Source organism: Mesorhizobium sp. LjRoot246, from assembly GCF_964254115.1.
In the GTDB taxonomy this organism is placed as follows: domain Bacteria; phylum Pseudomonadota; class Alphaproteobacteria; order Rhizobiales; family Rhizobiaceae; genus Mesorhizobium.
In genome coordinates this window covers 5085437-5106098 of record NZ_CAXUSN020000001.1, presented here as the reverse complement: position 1 = coordinate 5106098, position 20662 = coordinate 5085437, and the positions used below count along the sequence as shown (strand labels likewise).

Below are 20662 nucleotides of genomic sequence, written 5' to 3'. Positions count from 1 at the left end.
ACTATGCGACCAGGAGGAGATGGGATCGATACGGCTCGCAAACAGGCAGTCTGCAACCCATTGCAGTCCAAGGCGCTATTGAGCGTTTGCATCCCTACGTTCAATCGGCGGGATCGCATCAGCGCTCTGGTTCAGGAGCTGCTGCAAGTGCAATACCCATTGCAGATATGTGTCCATGTCGACGGCTCGACCGACGGAACCGGCGAAGCGCTTGCGGAAATCGCGTCTCGCGATGCCAGATTGGTGGTCACCACTGGCCCAAATGGCGGCAGAGGGGTCGCAATGTTTTCGGCGATCGCTTCCGCCACCGGCGACTATTGCATGATTTTCGATGATGACGACGATCTCTTCACCGGTCGCTTGCCGGAGGTTTGTGAGCGCCTCTCGCGGCAAGGTGCAGATGGGAAGATTGCAGGTTTTGTGTTCTCCATGGTTCTCGGTCAACCAGAGGCGACGGCAAGCCCGTTTCCGTCGGAGTGCTCAAACCTGATCAAGATGCGGGCCGACGAAGGTGTGGTCGGCGACAGGAAGGAGATCATAAGAACTCATTTGCTGAAACAGGTTGCCGTGCCTCCCGCGGGGCGGTTCCGCCGTGTTCCAACATCTCTTCTCTGGTCCAGATTGGCGATCGAACACGATGTTGTTTGCGTCAACGTCGATATCGGGCGAAAGCGGTATTTGCCGGAGGGAATGACGGCCAGAATTCGGCTTCTTCAGTGGCAAAATGCGTATCCGATGTTGTTGCTGAACTTGAACTACATCAGGGCATTCTGGCTAGGGCGATATCGGTCGGTCCGGTTCCTGGGCAAGGCGGTCCTTGCCTGTATGGGTTTTGGTGTCTTGAGTTTTCCATTCTTGCTCAAAAGGTCATTCGCACGGGTGACCTCATGAAAACAGCCAGCCTGTGGAAACTTGTGGAGTCCATTGCAATCCGAATTGTTCCTGGCCTTCTGAATATAGTGACCTTACTATACATCGGAGACCATCTGCAAACTGAACAATATGGTATTTTCAGCACGACAATTGCAACGGTTTCATTTATTTCGACGCTTGTTTTTGGCGCCGCGACCTATTCGATAATGCCGGTTTCTGCAAAAATGCATGCCGCAGGAATGGGTAGAGAGTACGTATCGTCAATTTTGACTGCCCTGGCCATTGTGGCGTTGTCTGTCGTTCTAGCCGGATTGGCACTGGCGTGGTTCGGATTTGGCGACGCCATTGCCGCAACCATCGTCGTTTCATTCGGCTTGCACACCGCACTTCAAGAGGTCCTGAGGTCGCAACTGCGTTTGTGGGCTTACGGTTGGTCGGCGATTGGCCAGGCTATCGCATACCAGGTGGGAGCTATAGTCCTGCTTGCCGGGGATGCCAAAGTAGGCTCGGCCCTTACGGCCTTTTCGCTCAGCTATTTCGCCGGAGCGCTGGTCTCATTTGCCTTACTCGGGCCGATGACTCTGAGGCGGCCACGCTTTTCCTACCTTGGAGGGTCGCTGGCCACAGGGTGGAGATTTGTGTTGAGCAATCTGGCCGAGAGCGGCGTGTATATCGGCATTCGATACATTATTTTGTTGTTTGGCTCCGAGAACCATCTCGGCGTCTTTTCGTTTTGTCTCGATCTCTCGCAACGCTCGGTCGGCTTCTTCATGAATGCGGCCAGCTTCGTGTTTGTGCCAAGGGCATTTCTCAGCGTCGTACATGGAAACGTCGGGGAGTTTCGGCGCGGATTGTTCGAAGGGGCGACCATCGCACTCATTTTTGCGATTGCGGCTGCGGCCGGAATAAGTGGCCTGTTTGTCTCAGGCTATGCATCCGGATGGCTGGGGACGTCATTTGATCCTGTGGTGTTCGGGATCGTTTCTTGTGCTGTTCTGGTCAACCGGACAAAAAAAGTGGTCATCGATCCGTTTGCGCTCCGCTCGAACAAGGCAATGACGCTGACCTATTCTTACGCGATAGGAGCGTTGGTTTGCTGTTGTCTGGCGGCAATGAACCTGTGGTGGCGGCTGCCGCTTGGCAGCGAAGTGGCTTTTCTGTCCGGATATGTGGTGGCGGCTGCCTGTTCGTTTTTCGCGTTGAGGAGCGTGATTGCAGACAACGGGCCTGATGCAACAGAGCGAGCTTTTTCGATGGCTGGGTCGGATGTCGGCAATGAATGAGAAGAAAACATTCTGTGACGAGAAGAACAGCCGCATCGTCCATGTCGGCATGATGGCCGACGACGACTATGGGGGTTCTCACTGGGGTGAAGGGAATGTCTTGAGACTGGATTGCTTTGTCGTCGGAACGACAAGGCGCGACAGCAGGGACGGCATTCTAAGGGGTTTGCGGGCCGCCGCGGATCGGTTGCTCCGTCCATTTTCGCATCATACGCGGCTCTTCCACAGGATTTAGCGCGGATGTCGAATCCGAGTGGCCGCAGATCGGCAAACGAGATCGACGTCGAAACAGTATCGATGTCGCGAAGGTTTGTTCGCGCGAACGTGGCCATTTCCGAGTTCCTGGACAGAACGTTGCCATTGCGCCTTCGCATCGACGGCAACCGAACCTTTGCGACGGAGATAGCGCCCGCTTTGCTGACCGCAGACGCTCGGGTTTACGATCTTGGCGGGGGTGCCAGGCCGTTCGTCAGCCTCCCGGAGAAGCGGCGCCTGAAGCTTTTTGTGGTCGGGCTCGACCTAGACGCGGTGGAACTGTCGAAAGCACCGCGCGGAATATACGACGAAGAGATTGAAGCGGACCTCACCTCGTTTGAGGGGAGGGGCGATGCTGATGTTGTGATCTGTCAAGCGACGCTCGAACACGTCCGCGACGGTGAGGGTGCCTTGCGTGGCATTGCCAGTTGCGTGAAGCCGGGAGGCATGGTTGCCATTTTCTCGCCCTCGCGCAACGCTGTTTTCGCCAGGCTCAATCGGGTCCTGCCGGAGGGGATGAAACGACGGCTGCTTTTTGCGATCTACCCCGAAAAGGGCAAGGGTCATGACGGGTTTCCGGCTTTCTACGACAAGTGCCTTCCCAGTGAGGTCGAGGTAATCGCAAAACGCAACGGCCTGGAACTCATCGAGCGTCGTCTGTTCTGGAAGAGTTCCTATTTCTATTTTTTCGTACCTGCCTTTCTCGTCTGGCGCATCTGGTTAGGCTTTTCGGCCCTGCTTCTCGGCAAGGATGCTGCCGAAACCTACGCCTATGTCTTTCGGCGCAAACCGTGACTCCTGGCGGCCCATGAAAAGCAAGCTCGCGCTGATCGCCATCCCGCTCGATGTCAGAGGTGGTGCCGAAAGCATCCTGAACCTTGTCGCGCGTGCACTCGCGAGCCGGCCCGACTGGGATGTCGAAATCGGCTTTCTGGGTGGCCAGCCAGCGGGGGACGCCGCTGGATCATACGAGGATGGAATTCGGCGCAGCTACGGCTTTGGCGACGGCAAAGCCATGAGCGAGGTTTTGCTCGCCCCACGACTGATCCGGCATCGGTACGATTTGGTGCTCTCAAGCCACGCGCGGGTGAATTCGTTCCTGGCCGCCGCGCGAAGCGTTGGCGTTCTTCGAAGCCGCAGACTGGTCGCTCGCGAGTCCACGGTCCTTCTGGATCGCTTCAAGGGTCCTCGCGCATTGGCCTACAGGGCGCTCTACGCTGCCTATGGCAGCCAGGACATGGTTGTCGCGCAAACGGGCTACATGAATGAACGCCTGCGCCATGTGTTGCCCCGGCGTGCCATTGCCAAGCTGTACACTTTGCCCAATCCGGTTGACGAAGATCTCATCGTCAAAATGTCCACCGAGACCTTGCCGGAGGATGACGCGAAGATGTTTTCCCGTCGCCCCCAGATCGTCTGGTGCGGCCGGCTTATCGAGGCAAAACGCCCGACGATCGCGATTGATGTACTCGCTGAGGTCAGGCGCAGAACCGGCGAAGATTATGAACTTGCGATGGTTGGCTCCGGACCCTTGGAAGCGGAGTTGAGAGCCCGCGCCAGCAGTCTTGATCTGGCCTCGCGCGTAAATCTGCTCGGCCAGAGAGACAATCCATTTCCGCTGTTTCGCGCATCGCGCGCCGGCGTGCTCACGTCGGTGACGGAGGGATTTCCCAACGTCCTTCTCGAAATGATGGCCTGCCGGATTCCCGGCATCGTCACCACGCCCTGTGCGGGAGATCTCCACATGTTGTCCGGCCTGGAGATTTCAGGCGGGTTTGGCGCATCGGAAATTGCGGATGCATTGCTGAAGGTTATTCGCGGCAGCGATCGGTCGGCCTTGTACGGAAAGACCTTGTCGGAAAGATCGCCGGGGCGTTTTGCGGATATGCTGTTGGGAGCGCCTTGGTCATATCCGGGTGGGCAGAGATGAAGCCTGCGGTTCGCAACAAGATAATCATCTCGATGAACACGTCCTGGAACGTCGTCAATTTCCGCAAGGGTCTGGTCGAGGCGTTGCAGAGCCGTGGTTATGACGTCGTCATCGTCGCGCCGAGAGACGAATATTCTTCGCTGATAGCGGCCATGGGCTGCCGCTATGTCGAACTCGAAATGGACAATTCCGGCACGTCGCCATTGCGGGATTTGGTCCTTCTGTGGCGCTATTGGCGTCTCTTGCGGCTTGAGGGGCCGTTGGCGTTTGTCGGCTTCACGATCAAGCCTAATGTGTTCGGCTCCATCGCGGCCAATCTGAACGGCATTCCGGTCATCAACAACATTTCGGGATTGGGGACGGCATTCGTCCGTGGCGGCCTCCTGCTCAGAATTGCCAAGGCTTTGTATCGGGTAGCACTGACCCGTTCCAAAATGGTTTTCTTTCAGAATGACGACGACCGGAGGCTGTTCGTCGACGAGCACATGGTTCGCAAGGAGCAGACCGGACTTTTGCCTGGCTCCGGCATCGACCTCGTGCATTTTGCCCCGCCGGCCGAGGTGCACACCCGGTCTGGCGCCATTGTCTTTCTTCTCGTGGCCCGGCTTCTCTGGGACAAGGGCGTCGGCGAGTTCATTGCGGCGGCACGTCGGGTTCGCCGGGAGGTGCCCGCTGTTCGTTTCCAACTGCTTGGCTTTCTTGATGTCGAAAACCGGACTGCGGTCAGCCGTGAGCAGGTGGAAAAATGGGTCGGCGAGGGATTGGTCGACTATCTCGGTTCCACCGACGACGTGCGGCCCTTCCTGCGTGCCGCCGATTGTGTCGTCTTGCCCTCCTACAGGGAGGGAACGCCGCGCTCATTGCTCGAGGCGGCGGCCATGGGCAAGCCGCTGATCGCGACCGATGTGCCCGGATGCCGGGAGGTGGTGGACCACGCCGTAAACGGCTTCCTGTGCAAGGTTAGGGACCCAAATGATCTGGCAAGCAAGATGATCGAGTTTGCGATGATGGATGATGCGTCGAGGGATCGAATGGGAGTGGAGAGCAGAAGGAAGGTCGAGCGGCAGTTTTCGGAAACGATCGTCATCGAGAGATACATTCGGCAGATAGAAAGACTGAGCGCCCTGGCGGTGAAATGACTGAATCTGCCCTGACGTCGGCCAGACCAGTTTCCTGCATTCGGGTATTTGTGGGTCTTTTATTGGGTAACACCGGCTCTTGAGTTTTGGGTATGACTCTGAAGATCGGTTCCTTGCAAAGAACGATCCCAGTCCGAAGCCCGGAATGGGTGCTCAACTGGCATACCCGTTAGCCGTGATCAGTATCGATTCGATCTCGAATTACAGGCTGTCAGCACGACAAATAGTCGAAATCGCACGGCTGCCGTCGAGGGAAGATCTAGAGAAAAAATGTATTGATAAATCAACAAATTAGGCGATTTTGGCGAAAATGGTTTGGCACGCTGGCTTTGATCAAATCATATCGACTCAGTCACGGGGGAAGGGACATCTCAATTTTCTACCCGAGAATAAGAAACCTGTGGCAGGCAGTCGAAAATTATACATGTGGTTTGGCTAAAGTACTGCGCTCGGGCAGGCACGAATCAGGTTAAATTGCCTCGATCGCGCGAAACGAGTTGGAATTGTGGCAAAAAACTGGTACGCGCTGATTTACTATCTTTGAATTGGTGCGTCGAAGGTGATGCAGCAAGAGGGGATCAAAGACAGATGAACCTTGTGATTAAAACCACGCTTGCCGTATTTGTGGCGTCAATCGGTTTTGATCCGGTTTCATCCTTCGCCCAGGACGCCTCGTGCAACTGCGCGACAGCCGCCATTCGGCTGTCCGGTGGTGGCGGCGGATTCGGTCCGCCGGAGGCGATTTTCGACGGGGTGCTTCTGACGAGTGGCGTACTTTCGGCGACGCAGGACGACGACAACAGCATCAGCCGCTGACGGAGAGGCAGCGGCGTTTGACGCCATGGTGGTGGGTTTGCCCGGACTGAATTGACTGGCAGCGGGCTGGGGATCTCTTGGGGTGGAGCGGGTGTAATTCGTCCCAGGAGGGTGAGTTGCAGGTTGGGTGGGGTAAAAATGACGAATCGTCATCGGTTCGGGGCTGCTTTCTCTCTTGCTGCATTTGCTGCAGAGAGCGTCCTGTTTGCCACACCCGCGGCTGTCGCTCAGCAAACCTGTTCCTGTCTCGCGACCGTGCCTTCGATCGCCGGTGCGGTTGGTCGTCTTACGCAGGTCCATGGTGATGTTCAGATGTCCCAGGCCGACGGCTATGCGGGGGTGGGCGCTGAGGCGCCGGTGTATTCAGGCGCGCGCATCATGACCGGGACGCAGGCGTCCGCTTCTCTGGCTGTCGGCACCAATTGCGCGTTCGATATTCCGGCCAACGCCACGATCAAAGTCGATCCTGTCGAAGGCGGCATGTGTGTTTCGCTCTACACGCCAGCTGCGACGGTCGTGCCTGGCACCTCGGAGCCTGGCATGCTCCCGGTTCTGCTGGGGGGCGCCGCGGTTGGTGGTGCCGCGGCACTTGCTATCGGCATGCAGGACGACGATGACGCCGTCAGCCGGTAGTCGAGAGCCGACCACCCGCTGTCGGCAGCGTGGGCCGTTTCGGTGGATTTGGCCGGCTGTTCAAGGGCGGATCTCTGTGATGGGCATTTTCGATCTCGCAAGACATCATGCCGGCACCATACCTGCGTTGCTTGTTTCGCTTGCGATATCAGCTTGCGCCAGCACTGCGTCGACATCGTCCACGCGCCCTGTCAGCGCGTTTCAACCGGTGTCGTCCTCCACGGCCCTTGCTGGCGGTGGCACGCTGCAGATGGTGAAGGATTTGGCTGCGCCGCAGAGTACCCACAATGGCAGCGAGCAGCCCCTGTCCGCCAATGATGTGCTCGAGGTCAGCGTGTTCCAGGTCGACAATCTGAACAGAACCGTTCAGGTCGACGCGGGCGGGCAGATTTCGCTTCCGCTGATCGGAACGATGACCGCGGCCGGTAAGACCGTTCGTCAGCTCGAGAAGGAAATCGAGACCGCTTATGGTGAAAAATACCTGCAGTCGCCTGATGTGACGATTTTCGTCAAGGAATCGGTTGGCCAGCGCATCACGGTCGATGGTGAAGTCAACAAGGCCGGCATTTATCCGGTCACCAGCAGCGCTTCCTTGCTGGATGCGATCGCCCTTGCCGGAGGCTTCAACGCGGTCGGTGATGCCGGCAAGGTCTTCGTCTACCGCAATGTCGGCCAGAACAAGCTCGTGGCAAACTACAATGTCGAGGAAATTCGCGCCGGCAAGAATAGCAACCCGCGCATCTATGGCGGCGACGTGATCGTTGTCTTTGCCTCGAAGTCGAAAATCGCAATGAACAATTTGAAGGATGCCCTCGGCCTCGCCTCCAGCGCGGCCCGCATTGCGGTCATTCCGTAGGACAGGTCACGATGCGGACAACCCAGGATCACCTCGCGCATGCTCGATCGTAACAGGCAGTCCGAACGTGCCGGACCCGGACATGGTGAGGCCCTGTCTGCGGATCTCTACTACGATGTGCCGCGAAACTACGGTCCCAATGGTCGCGACAATGCCAGTCAGGATGAGGGGTTCAATCCACTCAAGCTGCTTTTCTATATCGTCCAGTATCGTTGGCTGATCGTGACCATGGTGGCGGCCGGGCTTGTTGCCGGCGTCATCGTGACAATGATGCAGACACCAAAATATCAGGCAACGACGCAACTTGAAGTTCTGGTCCCTTCGGCGAGGGTCTTTCAGGACATCGAGGTCGTTTCCGAAAACAGCGACGTCCGGGCCTTCCTGACCGCGCGTGAAAAGTTGAGGAGCCGCACGCTGGCTCAGCGTGTGGTGTTCCAACTGGGGCTTAGCGAAAGGCCGGACTTCCTGTTTCCAACGCCGAGCTTTTCGCTGAGCAACATTGTCTATCGTGCATTCGGAATGTCCAAGTCGCCTTCCATCGAGGAGAAGACTCCCGAAGAGCGTGAGGCAATTGCCATCAAGCGCGTTCTGGAAGACCTGACGGTCAATCTGGTCACCAATACAAGCCTGCTGTCGATCACCTTTGTCGATCAGAAGCCGAAATATGCAAGTGACGTAGCCAATCAGGTCGCGCAGAGTTTTATCGATCAGCGGTTGGACCAGACGAGCGAGACCTCCGATTTGGCACGGCAGTTCATCCAGGAACAGGTTTTGCTGGTGAAGCAAAAGCTGCAGACCTCCGAGGAGGAATTGGTCGTCTATGCAAAAGATGCCGGCATCACGATCACGAGCGATGACAAATCGCTGATCGGCTCGAACATCGAAGCCCTGAACACGGCACTGGCCACGGCAATCCAGGAGCGCCTCGATGCGGGGCGGGTGGTGGATCAGGTAGAAAAGGGCCGCGGGTCGAGCCTCGGTCCGGTTCTGGAAAGCGAAGGTCTGCAGAAGCTCAGCGACAAGCTGGCGGATTTGACCAGCCAGTATCAGCAGAAACTGGGCATCCTGAAGCCTGGTTTTCCGGAAATGCAGCAATTGCAGTCGCAGATCAAGGAACTGCAGCGGCTCTATAACAACGGCGTTCTGGCGATAACCGATTCATTGCGACTGAAATACCAGGAAGCGCAGAACAAGGAGGCCGACCTCGAGTCCAAACTCGCGGAGATGGAAAGACAGCAGGTCGTCTTCAACGACAAGAATATCAAATACACGATCCTGAAGCGTGAGGTCGATTCCAATCGGTCGCAGTACGACAGCCTTATCACCAAGCTGAATGAAGTCGGGGTTAGCTCGGAACTCAAGACGCAAAGCGCTGCGATTGTCGATTTCGCATCGCTGCCTGTGGCCCCCTATTCTCCGCGCCTGAGCATCAATCTTGCAATCGCGTTGGCGCTTTTCATGGCTCTGGCTGCATCGGCCATCTACATCATCGAGTTGCTGAACAACACCTTCACCTATCCGGAGCAGATAGAGAAAGAGCTGGGATTGGCGATGCTCGGCATCCTGCCGCTTGTCGATGACCGCGAACTCATAGCCAGCATCGCCGATCAAAAGTCCGGGCTCTCCGAGGCCTATCGTTCGCTGCGGACATCGCTGCAGTTCTCCGGCGCGGAAGGCGCGCCGCGATCGCTGCTGGTGACCAGCTCGGAACCTTCGGAAGGCAAGTCGACCACATCGTTCAAGCTCGGCCAGGATTTCGCGGCGCTCGGTGCAAAAGTTCTGCTTGTCGATGGCGATCTTCGCAAACCCAACCTGCATCGGTTGTTCGGTCTCGATAATGCGATCGGTTTGAGCAACCTGCTGACAAATACCGTTCGCAAGGACGATCTGGCCGGCATTTTCAGGACGACAAAATACCCGGATGTCACCGTGCTGACATCCGGAACGATTCCGCCGAATCCGGCCGACCTGCTCTCGTCACCGAATATGGCGCTGATCTTGGCCAATCTCGGCAAACGCTTCGATCTGGTCATCATCGACGCCCCGCCGGTTGTCGGTCTTTCCGACGCCCCAATCCTCAGCAGGCTTGCCGAAGGCACCTTGATGGTCGTGTCCGCGAACCACGTCACACGCAAATCAGCCAAGACGGCGCTCAAGCGTCTGCGCGCGGCCGGTGCGAATGTGATCGGAGCGACGATGTCGAAATTTGCGGTGAACAAGTTCGACTACAACAACGCCTACAAATACATGAACTACCAGTACCACGACTACGGCGAGGGCATCCCGAAAATTGAGGGCAAAGTCGATGACGGAGCAGGCCAGTTCGTTCACGCAAAATCTCCGGCGTTCAGGCGTTTGGTTCGTCGCCTCCGTTCTGGTGTTGGCGACTTCGTCGATCGGGCTAAGTCGGCTCCTTGAGGCCGCAGCGCCGGCCGTCTCGCTTGCCCTCGATCCGTTGAACGTAGATGCCTTGATAGATGACATTGCCAGCGAACTGAACGGAACAGGTAACGGCTCTGATCTCAGCGTTTTGGACGCCAGAGCCAGGAGCGCGCTTCGCTTCAACGTCGCGGACGCCCGGCTCTACAGCCTGTTGGGCGAGATCAGGTGCCGGCAAGGCGAGCCGGACGAGGCTTTCAAATTCTTCGATCAGGCTCGAAAGCTGTCCAAGACCGAAATCCATGCGCTTCAGAGATCGATCGACCGTTCGATCGAGGTAGGTGATCTGTCAAAGGCCGTTGGCGAGATCGACACCTTGCTGCGCCGGTGGCCGGACCGGTTTCCAGTCATCGCCGCTGGCATGCCGGCCATTCTTTCAAATCCGGACGGATATCAGGCCGTCCTGGCAGCCATAAAGATAGAGCCCCCATGGAGAGCCAATCTTTTCTCGGCACTCGGCCAGGATCCGCGGGGCCTGAGCGCCGCAAATCAACTGCTGCTCGACCTTGCCGGATCGAACTCACCGCCGACATCGAAGGAACTGTCTGCCGTGATCAATGGCTTCATCAGGCAAAAGGACTACGAGCCGGCCTATCGACTGTTCCTTTTCAGCCTGTCCGATCAGCAGCGGACGCTGGGTGGTTACATTTTCAACAGCAGCTTTGAACCGGTCCTCAGCGGCAAGCCATTCGACTGGCAGGTTCACGATCGGTCCGGTTTGGAAATTACCTTTGCCGGGCCGCGCGATGCCGGCGAAAGCGACAGCGGAGCGACCGTTCGATTTTTGAATACGCCGGTGAGGAACGCAGCGCTCCAGCAATATATCGAATTGCCTCCCGGCTCCTACAGGATTTCCCTGATCGCCTCGGCGAGAAACCTCAAACTGCCAAAGCAATTGTTCTGGTCCATCAGATGCGTGGACCCGGCGGGGGAAATAGCCCGGTTCAACATCCCTGAAGGCACATTCAGCCGGCGGGATTTGAGCCTGGATTTCGCCATCGGACCAAGCGCATGTCCCATGCAATTGTTGCGGCTGGAAACAGCCGCCATCGCTGAGAGTTGGCGATTTCGATACGTCGGCACCTTGGTCATGCACAAGCTGAGCATCGAAAGAGTTTCATCTTGAGAGAGCGGTCAACACGGTCCATGGAGTGGGAAAAGTATCTGCTTGGCTCGGCTCTTTTCCTGTCGGTGCTGATTGGCGGCGGCACGGTAAGCGGCCTCTACACCGAAACGTTGATCGAAATTGCAGCTGTCGTCTCGGCCGCGGTCGTCTTGTCAAAGCCATCGAGGCAGAGGATCCCTCCTTCGGTTCTGTGGCTGCTTGCGCTAGCCCTTGCCCTGTTCTGTTTTCAAATCATGCCGCTGCCGGCAGTGTTGTTGAGCGGATTACGGCCAGAGGTGCTGCTCGCAGATCCATGGCTGATCGGCGAAACCAGGCTGCGCTTCGTCAGTGTCGGCGTCGGGCGCACGATAGAGTGTCTGTTGTATTTTGCGGCGGCGGCGGCATTCTTCCTGAGCGTGATCCGCTTGCGCGCAGATCAGGTGTCCGGGCTTCTGCCGTTCTTTTTCATGGGTGTCGTCTGTAACGGACTGGCCGCGGCGATCCAGTATTCGCTCTCCGATACCGTTGCCATAGAGGGGTTGTTGCCGTTCACGATCAATGCGGGGCTGTTTGCCAACCAGAATCATTTTTCAGCTTTGCTCTTCGTCTCCATCCCCTTCGTCGTCTACTACGGTCTGTTCCGTGGGCACCTTCTGTCTGGATCGCTGGGTTTGATGCTGCTGTTGGTGCTGCTTCTGGCCGCGGGTTCGCGCGCCGGTATTCTGATAGGGCTGGCGATCACCATAATATCGGTTGTCTTTCTGTCTGCTCGCTCGAGGCTGGGCGGGTATGGCATCCCCGCGGTCTTCATCGGTCTCTCGGTCTACACGATGGGCGCGTGGACAAAGATCGATGCGGAGGTGGTCGATCCGGCCTTTGGCCGAGCCGAATTTGCACGCACGACGATCGCAGGAATTGAAGACAACTGGGCGACAGGAGTGGGTTTCGGCAGTTTTCCGAAGGTCTACCAGATTTACGAAAGGGGTGAGATGATCTTCAAGCCTTACGTGAATCACGCTCATAATGATTACCTGGAACTGACACTTGAGGGTGGCGTGGCTGTTGTTTTTCTGGTCACAGCGTACCTGATATTGCTTCTCGCATCATCTGTCGGGGCGCGGCGGGATCCACTGCAGAAAGCGGCGTTTCTCTCAGTGTCGTTTCTGCTCGTTCATTCGCTGGTTGATTATCCGTTGCGAACGGCAGCGCTTGCGATGATTTTTGCCTATATGAACGGTATCATCTTTCACAGAGGCTTTGCCGAACGGTTGAGCCAAGGCCAGTCGACCCAGGCCCATGACGACAATCCGCTTGTTCCCGCCAGGTCGTCGGCCTTGGCAGGATGAGAGCTGCGGGTTCGCGAAATTGGGCTTGAGATTGGTGCCTCGACGTGATCCGCTCGTTTGTGGCGTGCCGAGATTGACAAGCCATTGCTTGGAACCTAAGCACGGGCAGCAAGGGCCAGGGGGCCTGGCATGAACAAGGAGAGCTTCTTGAAAGGAATTATCCTTGCTGGGGGCAGTGGAACGCGTCTTTATCCGCTAACATTAGCAATCTCTAAGCAGATTCTGCCGATATACGACAAGCCGATGATCTATTATCCGCTGAGCGTTTTGATGCTCGCGGGTATCCGCGAGATTCTGGTCATTTCAACGCCGCGTGATTTGCCGGTTTTTCGCGATCTGCTTGGCGACGGATCGGAGTTCGGGCTCGATCTGTCCTATGCCGAGCAACCGCAACCCAACGGGCTCGCGGAAGCCTTTATCATCGGCCGGGATTTCATCGGTAAAGACAGCGTGTCGATGATCCTCGGCGACAACATCTATTTCGGTGATGGGCTGTCGCAGCTTTGCCGTGCCGCGGCCTCGCGCGAAAAGGGGGCTTCGGTGTTCGCCTATCATGTCGAGGATCCCCAGCGTTATGGCGTGGTTTCCTTCGACAAGGCCACCGGAACGGCGCTGACGATCGAGGAAAAGCCGCAGGCCCCGAAATCCAATTGGGCTGTCACCGGTCTCTACTTCTATGACAACGACGTCGTCGACATCGCCCCTGCCATCCGGCCCTCGGAGCGCGGCGAGCTAGAGATCACGGCGGTCAACAATGTTTACCTCGAACGCGGCCAGTTGCATGTGCATCGGTTGGGGCGCGGCTATGCCTGGCTCGACACCGGCACGCATGACAGCTTGCACGAAGCCTCCTCATTCGTGCGCACCATCGAGCATCGCCAGGGCATTAAGGTCGCCTGTCCCGAAGAGATCGCCTTCGAGCAGGGTTGGCTGACAGCGGACAAGGTTCTGCGGCGAGCCGACCGCCTGGGCAAGAATGAGTATGCTGCCTACCTGCGCAAGCGGGTGGTGGAGCTGGCGGAGGGCTAGGTGCTGGAAGTCAGGTCCCTTGGCATTGATGGCGTGCTGGAAATCGTTCCGAAACGGCACGGTGACGCGCGCGGTTTTTTTGTGGAAACCTACAATGCCGAGCGCTTTTCGCAGGCCGGCATAGGCTTGAGTTTCGTACAGGACAATCATTCCTATTCCGCGGCGGCAGGTGTCCTGCGCGGGCTGCACTACCAGCTTGCGCCGCGAGCTCAGGACAAGCTGCTGCGTGTCATCCGAGGTGCGCTGCTCGACGTAGCCGTCGACATTCGCCGCAGCTCGCCAACATTCGGAAAATGGGTTGCGCTCGAAATTACGGCCGAAAAGGGCAACCAGATTCTGGTGCCGAAGGGCTTCGCGCATGGCTTCATGACGCTCGTGCCGGACACCGAAGTCCTGTACAAGGTGACGGATACCTATTCGCCTGAACACGACCGCTCGATCCGTTTCGACGATCCCGCCATCGGCATTGAATGGCCTTCATTGGCCGGTGGGTTTCAACTTTCTGACAAGGACCTCAAGGCGCCGCTGCTGGCCGCCGCCGAGGTGTTCGCCTGATGGATTGCCAAAGGGGTAGGATGAGGACAGCATGAATTTTCTAGTAACAGGCGGTGCCGGCTTCATCGGTTCGGCGGTGTGTCGGCATCTGTGCGCCAACCCGGCCTATCAGGTCACCAATCTCGACAAGCTCACCTATGCGGGAAACCTGGCCTCGCTGCGGCCGATCGAGAATGCGCACAATTACCGCTTCGCCCAAGTCGATATCTGCGACGAAAGGGCGGTGCTCGACATCCTCCACCGGGACGATATCGACATCGTCATGAACCTTGCCGCCGAGAGCCATGTCGACCGCTCGATCGATGGACCGGGCACGTTCATCGAGACCAATATCGTCGGCACCTACAAGGTTCTGAATGCCACCCTGGAATATTGGCGCGGCCTTGCGGACGACAAGAAAGGCCGCTTCCGCTTCCATCATGTCTCGACCGATGAGGTGTTCGGCGATCTGCCTTTCGATGGCGGCATGTTCGTCGAGGAAACACCCTATGCGCCGTCTTCGCCCTATTCAGCCTCGAAGGCGGCCTCGGACCATCTGGTGCGGGCCTGGCACGAAACCTATGGCCTGCCGGTCGTGCTTTCCAATTGCTCGAACAATTACGGCCCCTATCACTTTCCCGAAAAGCTGATCCCGCTGGTGATCCTCAACGCGCTCGACGAAAAGCCGCTGCCGGTCTATGGCGCAGGCGCCAATGTGCGCGATTGGCTGTTCGTAGAGGATCACGCGCGAGCGCTGGAAGTTGTCGCAACCAGGGGACAGCCGGGCGAAAGCTACAATGTCGGCGGCAATTCGGAACGGACGAACCTGGGCGTCGTCGAGACGATCTGCGATCTGCTCGACATCAGGCGTCCCCGCATCGGCGGCAAGAGCTATCGCGACCTGATCTCGTTCGTCACCGACCGCCCCGGTCATGACCGCCGCTATGCCATCGACGCATCGAAGATCAGCCGTGACCTCGGCTGGGCGCCGAAGGAGAACTTCGACAGCGGCCTGGCGAGAACCGTGGACTGGTTTCTCGACAACAAATGGTGGTGGGGGCCGATCCGCGAGCAGCGCTATGCCGGTGAACGGCTGGGCGAAGCACGCAAGGAGGTCGTGTGAGGCTCGTTGTTACCGGACGCGACGGCCAGGTCGCTGCAAGCCTTGTGGAGGCCGGCCAGGCGCGCGCCGGCGTGGAGGTCATCGCCATTGGCCGTCCGGAACTCGACCTGGCAAAACCCGACACGGTGATCGACGCCATTGTGGCCGCAAAGCCTGATATCGTCGTCTCGGCTGCCGCCTACACGGCGGTGGACCAGGCCGAGGATGAGCCCGATCTGGCATTCGCGGTGAACGCCGTCGGCGCCGGCAAGGTGGCGGAGGCCGCCGCGCGGCTTGGCGTTCCCGTCATCCATCTCTCGACCGACTATGTCTTCGACGGCAGCGCTCCCGGTGCCTATGTCGAGACCGACGCGACTGCGCCAGCCAGCGTCTACGGCGCCTCCAAGCTTGCCGGCGAGCAGGCGGTGGCTGCTGCCAATCCGCGCCATCTGATCCTGCGCACCGCATGGGTCTACAGCCCGTTCGGCAAGAATTTCGTCAAGACCATGCTACGGCTTGCCGCCGATCGCGACGAGATCGCCGTGGTGGCCGATCAATGGGGAAATCCCACCTCAGCGCTTGATATCGCCGACGCAATCCTGCATGCGGCAGCAATGATGCATGGCAATAAGAGTTTTGCTGCGTCAGGCACCTATCATCTGGCCGGAACCGGCGAGGCCAACTGGAGCGGCTTTGCCCGTCACATCCTGGACACAAGCCGCGTGTTTGGTGGCCCTTGGGCTCGGGTACGGGATATTGCTACGATGGACTACCCGACCAAGGCTCGCCGCCCCGCCAATTCCCGGCTGTCGAGCGCGAAATTTGCCGCTGCGTTCGGCTGGACGGCGCCGGACTGGCGGCAATCGACGGAAACGGTGGTGCGTCGGCTGGTGGACGACACGAAACAGGTACTGACGGCATGAACAAGCATCCCTCACCAGAAAATATGCAGGATGCGAAGCCGCAGGCAGTTCGCGAGACTGCGCCGAAAGTGCGCAATACAAAGTCGAAAGCTGCCAAGCGCACCTGCATCATGGTGCTCGGCATGCATCGCTCGGGCACCAGCGCGCTGACCAGGGCGATCAATCTGCTCGGCGCGGAACTGCCGAAGAATTTGCTTGGGGCCAATCCCTCCAATCCAGCTGGGCACTGGGAGCCGGCCCGCCTCATCGAACTGCACGACCAGATGCTGGCCGAAGCTGGAAGCAGCTGGGATGACTGGCGATCCTTTGATTCCAGCGATCTCGGCGCGTCGCGCCTGCGCTTCTACAAAGCTGAGATCGCACGGCTGATCGAGGAGGAATACGGCAGCGCGTCACTATTTGTCCTCAAGGAGCCGCGCATCTCACGTTTCGTGCCGCTCTACGCAGAAATCTTTAAACGCATGCGTATCGACGTGCGCTACGTGCTGATTGAGCGCAATCCATTGGCTGTGATCGCCTCCTTGGCGAACCGGAACGGTTTCACGATGGGCTTTAGTTCGCTTCTTTGGCTCCGCCATGAACTGGAAGCTGAGCGCGCAACTCGGGGACGGTCACGCATCTTGTTGTCCTACGAGAGTCTGCTTGATGACTGGCGACAGGGAATCGATGGGATCAAGAGTACTCTCGGGCTCAATTGGCCGCGGCCCGACATTGAGTGGCAATCCCTGTTGTCCACCCATTTCTCGGCCGACAATCAGCACTTTGCCGCCAGCACAGAGTTGCTCGACGCTGATCCGCGTATCATTGACTGGGTCAAGGACGCGTATACGGCACTTACAATGCTCAGGTCCGATGATGTTGATACAGTTGCGACAGAAAATCTCGATCGGGTCAGGGCAGAGTTCGATTCTGTTTCAAGAATTTTTGGCGACGCTTTTTTCCCCGAACTTGATAGCCGCCTTCGAGTGCTTCATCAGCAGAAGTTGGAGCAGCAGCAATTAGCCAAACAGCGCGGTGACGAGATCGAAAGATCGACGTTCGAGTACAATCAGAGGATTTCGGAAGTGCAGGCTGAGACAGCGCATCTCGAGGCAGAGCTTGCTGGACGGCAGAATCTCTTGGAAGAATCCGCTTCCTTGGCAGATGAGTTCAAAAAATCTCAGGAGCTTATTGTTGATCTAAATAGTCAAATACAGGCGCTTCAAGTCGAAAGGTTGGCTCAGGAAATTCAATTAAATAATGATCTGCCGACCCCCTCAACCGGTTTCGATCCCCATTCTCCTACGTTTCTAGCTCTTTCCAAGACTCCAGATGAACAAGAGCAAGTAAATATGTGCGTAGATGAAACAAAGCTTGTTGCCTTCTACCTTCCGCAGTTTCATAGAATAGATGAGAATTCAGAATGGTGGGGACCTGGTTTTACAGAATGGACGAATGTTGCGCGGGCAACCCCTAATTTCTCTGGGCACAATCAGCCGCGAATTCCTCGCGAACTAGGATACTACGACCTCACACACCCTCAGATAATGCGGGAGCAGGTCGAGATGGCGAGGCTCTACGGCCTGCATGGATTTTGTTTCTATCACTATTGGTTTAGCGGGAGAAGAGTATTAGAAAGGCCGATAGATTTATTTGTTAATTCTGATATAGATTTTAAGTTTTGCTTGTGCTGGGCTAATGAAAATTGGACCCGCGCATGGGATGGGGATACAAAAAACATTCTTCTGGAACAAAAGTACGCCGAAGGGGATGCTGAGGCTTTTATCGACACGATGCTCTGCTACTTCAACGACCAGAGGTACATAAAAATTAGCGGCATGCCGCTACTGGTGGTCTATCGGGCCAAGGATATCCCGGATCCGCAGCGCTGGTTTTCCCTATGGCGGGATCGCGTGGTTGCCAATGGGTTTCCGGGCCTCCACATCAGCGTGGTCGATTTCTATGACATATCCACGCCCGACGAGGTGGGGGCTGACTCTCTGGTCGAGTTTCCCCCGCATAAATTCAACGGACCTCAGAACCACCCTTCGGAATTTCCGACTTTCACAAATCCGAATTTCTCGGGCGGCGTTGTTGACTACCGGAAGATGATTGCTCAAAGCGCAAATCGCCCGAAGCCGTCTTTCAACATGTTCAGGGGTATTATCCCAGGATGGGACAACACCGCCCGGCGACAAAACAACCCGACAGTTGTGATTAATTCAACGCCCGAACTATATGGCGAGTGGCTTCGCTTCCTGCGCTTTCAGGCTCGGCAGAATCACCCCGACCCAGATAGCCGCCTCGTATTTGTCAATGCATGGAATGAATGGGGCGAGGGATGCTACCTTGAACCAGACCAGCGATGGGGGCTTTCTTATCTGGAGGAGACGCTTCGTGGCAAATTCTTCGACGCAGCAGAGGAGCCGGTCGATACAAATAGCGCACGGTCGCGGTTGTTCGATCGTCTGGTGGCTCCGACAGGGCACGAGGAACTTTCGGTTACGCAAATACCCAGAGAGATCCTAGCAGCCATTGTACCACCTAGCCCAATAGCCGTGAGGGCATCAAAGCTGCTGCGAAGATTGCCGCCGTTGCATTTTTTGGCGAGTTACTTCTACAGGCGTTTTCGGCTAGCGAGGTAGACAAGCGATGGACAATGTCGCTGTGGTGGCTCATTTTGATGCAAATGATCGCGTTGAGGCTAATTTTATCGAGTTGTTGACATGCTTATCGAAAAGATTTGATCACGTCATACTGGTAACGACGAGTGAGATAAGAGAAGATATTGCGAAAAATCTTCCCAAAGTTATAACCATAAGAAGGCCGAATTTTGGGTATGACTTCTTTAGCTACAGGGTTGGTTTGAATTATGCGGAGAAAAATTTCGAAGTACAAAGCATACTATTGGTAAATTCCAGCTTTGCTATTCTCTCATCTCAAATTTTTGATAGAACTTTGGCAAAGATGCTGGAGCTGAAATCTGAATATGATGTAGTTGGTTCAAGCGAGTCGTATCAATTCTCGTGGCATCTGCAGTCGTATTTGATTTTGTTGGGATCGTCGGTTCTGAGGTCGGCTTGGTTTGAAGATTTTCTCGCCGGTGTTGAGCCGACTGGCTCGAAATTTGAGACCATAACAAGGTTTGAAATTGGCCTATCTTCGGCATTTCGAAGCAATAACGTTAAGGCTACGGCGATCCTGCAGCCGTCGCCAGAACAGCTTGAGCGCGCTAGCCAGCAGTGGAGCGCTGGTGACAGGCAATACGCTTCCGGCCCTGCATTCCTTTCTAGTGCCACCTCACCGGCGCAACGGTTTAATCCCGTCCACCACCTTGCCGAGCTTGTCGCCCGCGAGTTGGGCTATGCCAAACTTGAGGTTCTGAGGGATAACCCCCATCACATCGATTTGGGCTTTGTCGATGAGGTTTGTGAGCAAGAGCGTCTTGGCGAAATACAAGAAATGCTCAACCGTAGCCAATCCAACTACACGCGCGGAAGTGACAACCTTTCTACTCTCAAGGCGGAGGTCCGTAGCGTTCCCAAAGTGAAGCTTGCCCGGTGGCGAAAAACGAGGGTTGGAGAGATTGAAATAGCGGTTATAGTCCACATACACTATATCGATATGATATCAGATATTAAAAACTTGCTAAAGAATATTGTTGTCCCATTTGATATTCATGTAACCACGGCGTCTGAAGGCTTTTGTAGTCAAATTTTTTCTGAATTCGCTGATTTGGCGCGAAGCGTTTCTATATTTTGTTCGGAAAATAGGGGGCGGGATATAGGGCCGTTTATATCGGTCTATCGTAGCGGTGCTCTCGATCACTATAAGGCTGTTCTGAAAATTCACTCAAAGAAAAGCGCTTACAGCGCTAATGGAATTCTTTGGAGGGATAGGTTGTACGGCTCAGTCGCTGGCGATTCACTAACTGTGTTGAGATCTGTGGAATTGATCAAATCGGGCGAAGTCGGCATTGTCGGCCCACATCGATACTATCTGACCAATGACCGGTTTTGGGGTGCGAACCGCGACACGGTACGTCGGCTGCTCAACGAGATGACCGCGTTCCCTCCGGAGGCGAATCTAGAACTAGGTTTCTTCGCCGGCTCGATGTTCTGGTTTGCGCCAAAAGCACTAATGCCGTTAAAGAACACCCCTGAGGACACGCTCGATTTTGAGCCTGAGAACGGCCAGCAGGACGGCACGCTTGCGCACGCGATCGAAAGGGTTTTTTGCCCTATCGTGCGCAGTCAAGGTTTTGCCGCATCCAGCGTCATCCTTCGTGGGGCAGATATTCACAGATACTCGTCAATCGGGAACGACGTTCCAGTGTTGTGACGTTCGGCGCCGTGAAAGCTGAAATCGCCTTAGAGAGCAACAGTTTGATTGGCCTCGGCCTCTAGTTGGAAGGAAGAAT

General features: G+C 56.5%; 18 protein-coding genes. All 18 read left to right on the top strand.

The features are described 5' to 3' along the window. Positions 1-3: 3 nt before the first annotated feature. The 18 genes from ACSQ3L_RS25070 (at position 4) to ACSQ3L_RS24985 (ending at position 20583) form a co-directional block, all read left to right on the top strand. Complete coding sequence (locus ACSQ3L_RS25070; RefSeq protein WP_436162346.1) at positions 4-891, top strand: glycosyltransferase family 2 protein; 888 nt, start codon at positions 4-6, stop codon at positions 889-891. Then, the gene (locus ACSQ3L_RS25065) at positions 888-2156 is read left to right on the top strand and encodes a lipopolysaccharide biosynthesis protein (RefSeq protein ID WP_436162345.1); all 1269 of its coding nucleotides are present in this window, start codon (positions 888-890) and stop codon (positions 2154-2156) included. Before ACSQ3L_RS25070 ends, ACSQ3L_RS25065 begins: the two co-directional genes overlap by 4 nt. Next, entirely contained in the window at positions 2149-2391 is a 243-nt protein-coding gene (locus ACSQ3L_RS25060; protein ID WP_436162344.1) for a hypothetical protein, read from the top strand. The genes ACSQ3L_RS25065 and ACSQ3L_RS25060 overlap by 8 nt, the downstream gene beginning before the upstream one ends. A gap of 5 nt (positions 2392-2396) precedes the next feature. Further along, complete coding sequence (locus tag ACSQ3L_RS25055; protein ID WP_436162343.1) at positions 2397-3206, top strand: class I SAM-dependent methyltransferase; 810 nt, start codon at positions 2397-2399, stop codon at positions 3204-3206. Positions 3207-3219: 13 nt separating this feature from the next. Further along, positions 3220-4341, top strand: coding sequence for a glycosyltransferase (locus tag ACSQ3L_RS25050; protein WP_436162342.1), 1122 nt, complete (start codon positions 3220-3222; stop codon positions 4339-4341). After that, positions 4338-5480, top strand: a complete 1143-nt coding sequence (locus ACSQ3L_RS25045; protein WP_436162341.1) for a glycosyltransferase family 4 protein — start codon at positions 4338-4340, stop codon at positions 5478-5480. Before ACSQ3L_RS25050 ends, ACSQ3L_RS25045 begins: the two co-directional genes overlap by 4 nt. Positions 5481-6068: 588 nt before the next feature. Continuing rightward, positions 6069-6296, top strand: coding sequence for a hypothetical protein (locus tag ACSQ3L_RS25040; protein ID WP_436162340.1), 228 nt, complete (start codon positions 6069-6071; stop codon positions 6294-6296). 138 nt (positions 6297-6434) lie between these two features. Continuing rightward, positions 6435-6929: a hypothetical protein gene (locus ACSQ3L_RS25035; RefSeq protein ID WP_436162339.1), complete on the top strand. Its 495-nt coding sequence runs from the start codon at positions 6435-6437 to the stop codon at positions 6927-6929. Between the two features lie 79 nt (positions 6930-7008). Next, complete coding sequence (locus ACSQ3L_RS25030; RefSeq protein WP_436162338.1) at positions 7009-7785, top strand: polysaccharide biosynthesis/export family protein; 777 nt, start codon at positions 7009-7011, stop codon at positions 7783-7785. A 39-nt stretch (positions 7786-7824) separates the two neighbouring features. Then, on the top strand, positions 7825-10203 hold the full coding sequence (locus tag ACSQ3L_RS25025) for a GumC family protein (protein ID WP_436162337.1): 2379 nt from the start codon (positions 7825-7827) through the stop codon (positions 10201-10203). Continuing rightward, on the top strand, positions 10091-11350 hold the full coding sequence (locus ACSQ3L_RS25020) for a tetratricopeptide repeat protein (RefSeq protein WP_436162336.1): 1260 nt from the start codon (positions 10091-10093) through the stop codon (positions 11348-11350). The genes ACSQ3L_RS25025 and ACSQ3L_RS25020 overlap by 113 nt, the downstream gene beginning before the upstream one ends. Before the next feature lie 20 nt (positions 11351-11370). Continuing rightward, complete coding sequence (locus tag ACSQ3L_RS25015; RefSeq protein ID WP_436162335.1) at positions 11371-12675, top strand: O-antigen ligase family protein; 1305 nt, start codon at positions 11371-11373, stop codon at positions 12673-12675. 147 nt (positions 12676-12822) lie between these two features. After that, positions 12823-13704 carry a glucose-1-phosphate thymidylyltransferase RfbA gene (rfbA, locus tag ACSQ3L_RS25010; RefSeq protein WP_436163521.1) on the top strand — a complete coding sequence of 294 codons (882 nt, stop codon included), beginning with the start codon at positions 12823-12825 and terminating at the stop codon, positions 13702-13704. Beyond that, positions 13705-14259: a dTDP-4-dehydrorhamnose 3,5-epimerase gene (rfbC, locus tag ACSQ3L_RS25005; RefSeq protein WP_436162334.1), complete on the top strand. Its 555-nt coding sequence runs from the start codon at positions 13705-13707 to the stop codon at positions 14257-14259. It abuts the gene before it with no gap. Positions 14260-14290: 31 nt separating this feature from the next. Next, positions 14291-15361, top strand: a complete 1071-nt coding sequence (rfbB, locus tag ACSQ3L_RS25000; protein ID WP_436162333.1) for a dTDP-glucose 4,6-dehydratase — start codon at positions 14291-14293, stop codon at positions 15359-15361. Beyond that, positions 15358-16263 (top strand): dTDP-4-dehydrorhamnose reductase, encoded by a 906-nt coding sequence (rfbD, locus tag ACSQ3L_RS24995; RefSeq protein WP_436162332.1) that lies wholly within the window; start codon positions 15358-15360, stop codon positions 16261-16263. The genes rfbB and rfbD overlap by 4 nt, the downstream gene beginning before the upstream one ends. Then, positions 16260-18887: a glycoside hydrolase family 99-like domain-containing protein gene (locus ACSQ3L_RS24990; RefSeq protein WP_436162331.1), complete on the top strand. Its 2628-nt coding sequence runs from the start codon at positions 16260-16262 to the stop codon at positions 18885-18887. The genes rfbD and ACSQ3L_RS24990 overlap by 4 nt, the downstream gene beginning before the upstream one ends. 7 nt (positions 18888-18894) lie before the next feature. After that, entirely contained in the window at positions 18895-20583 is a 1689-nt protein-coding gene (locus ACSQ3L_RS24985) for a rhamnan synthesis F family protein (protein WP_436162330.1), read from the top strand. The last annotated feature ends 79 nt before the right edge of the window (positions 20584-20662 follow it).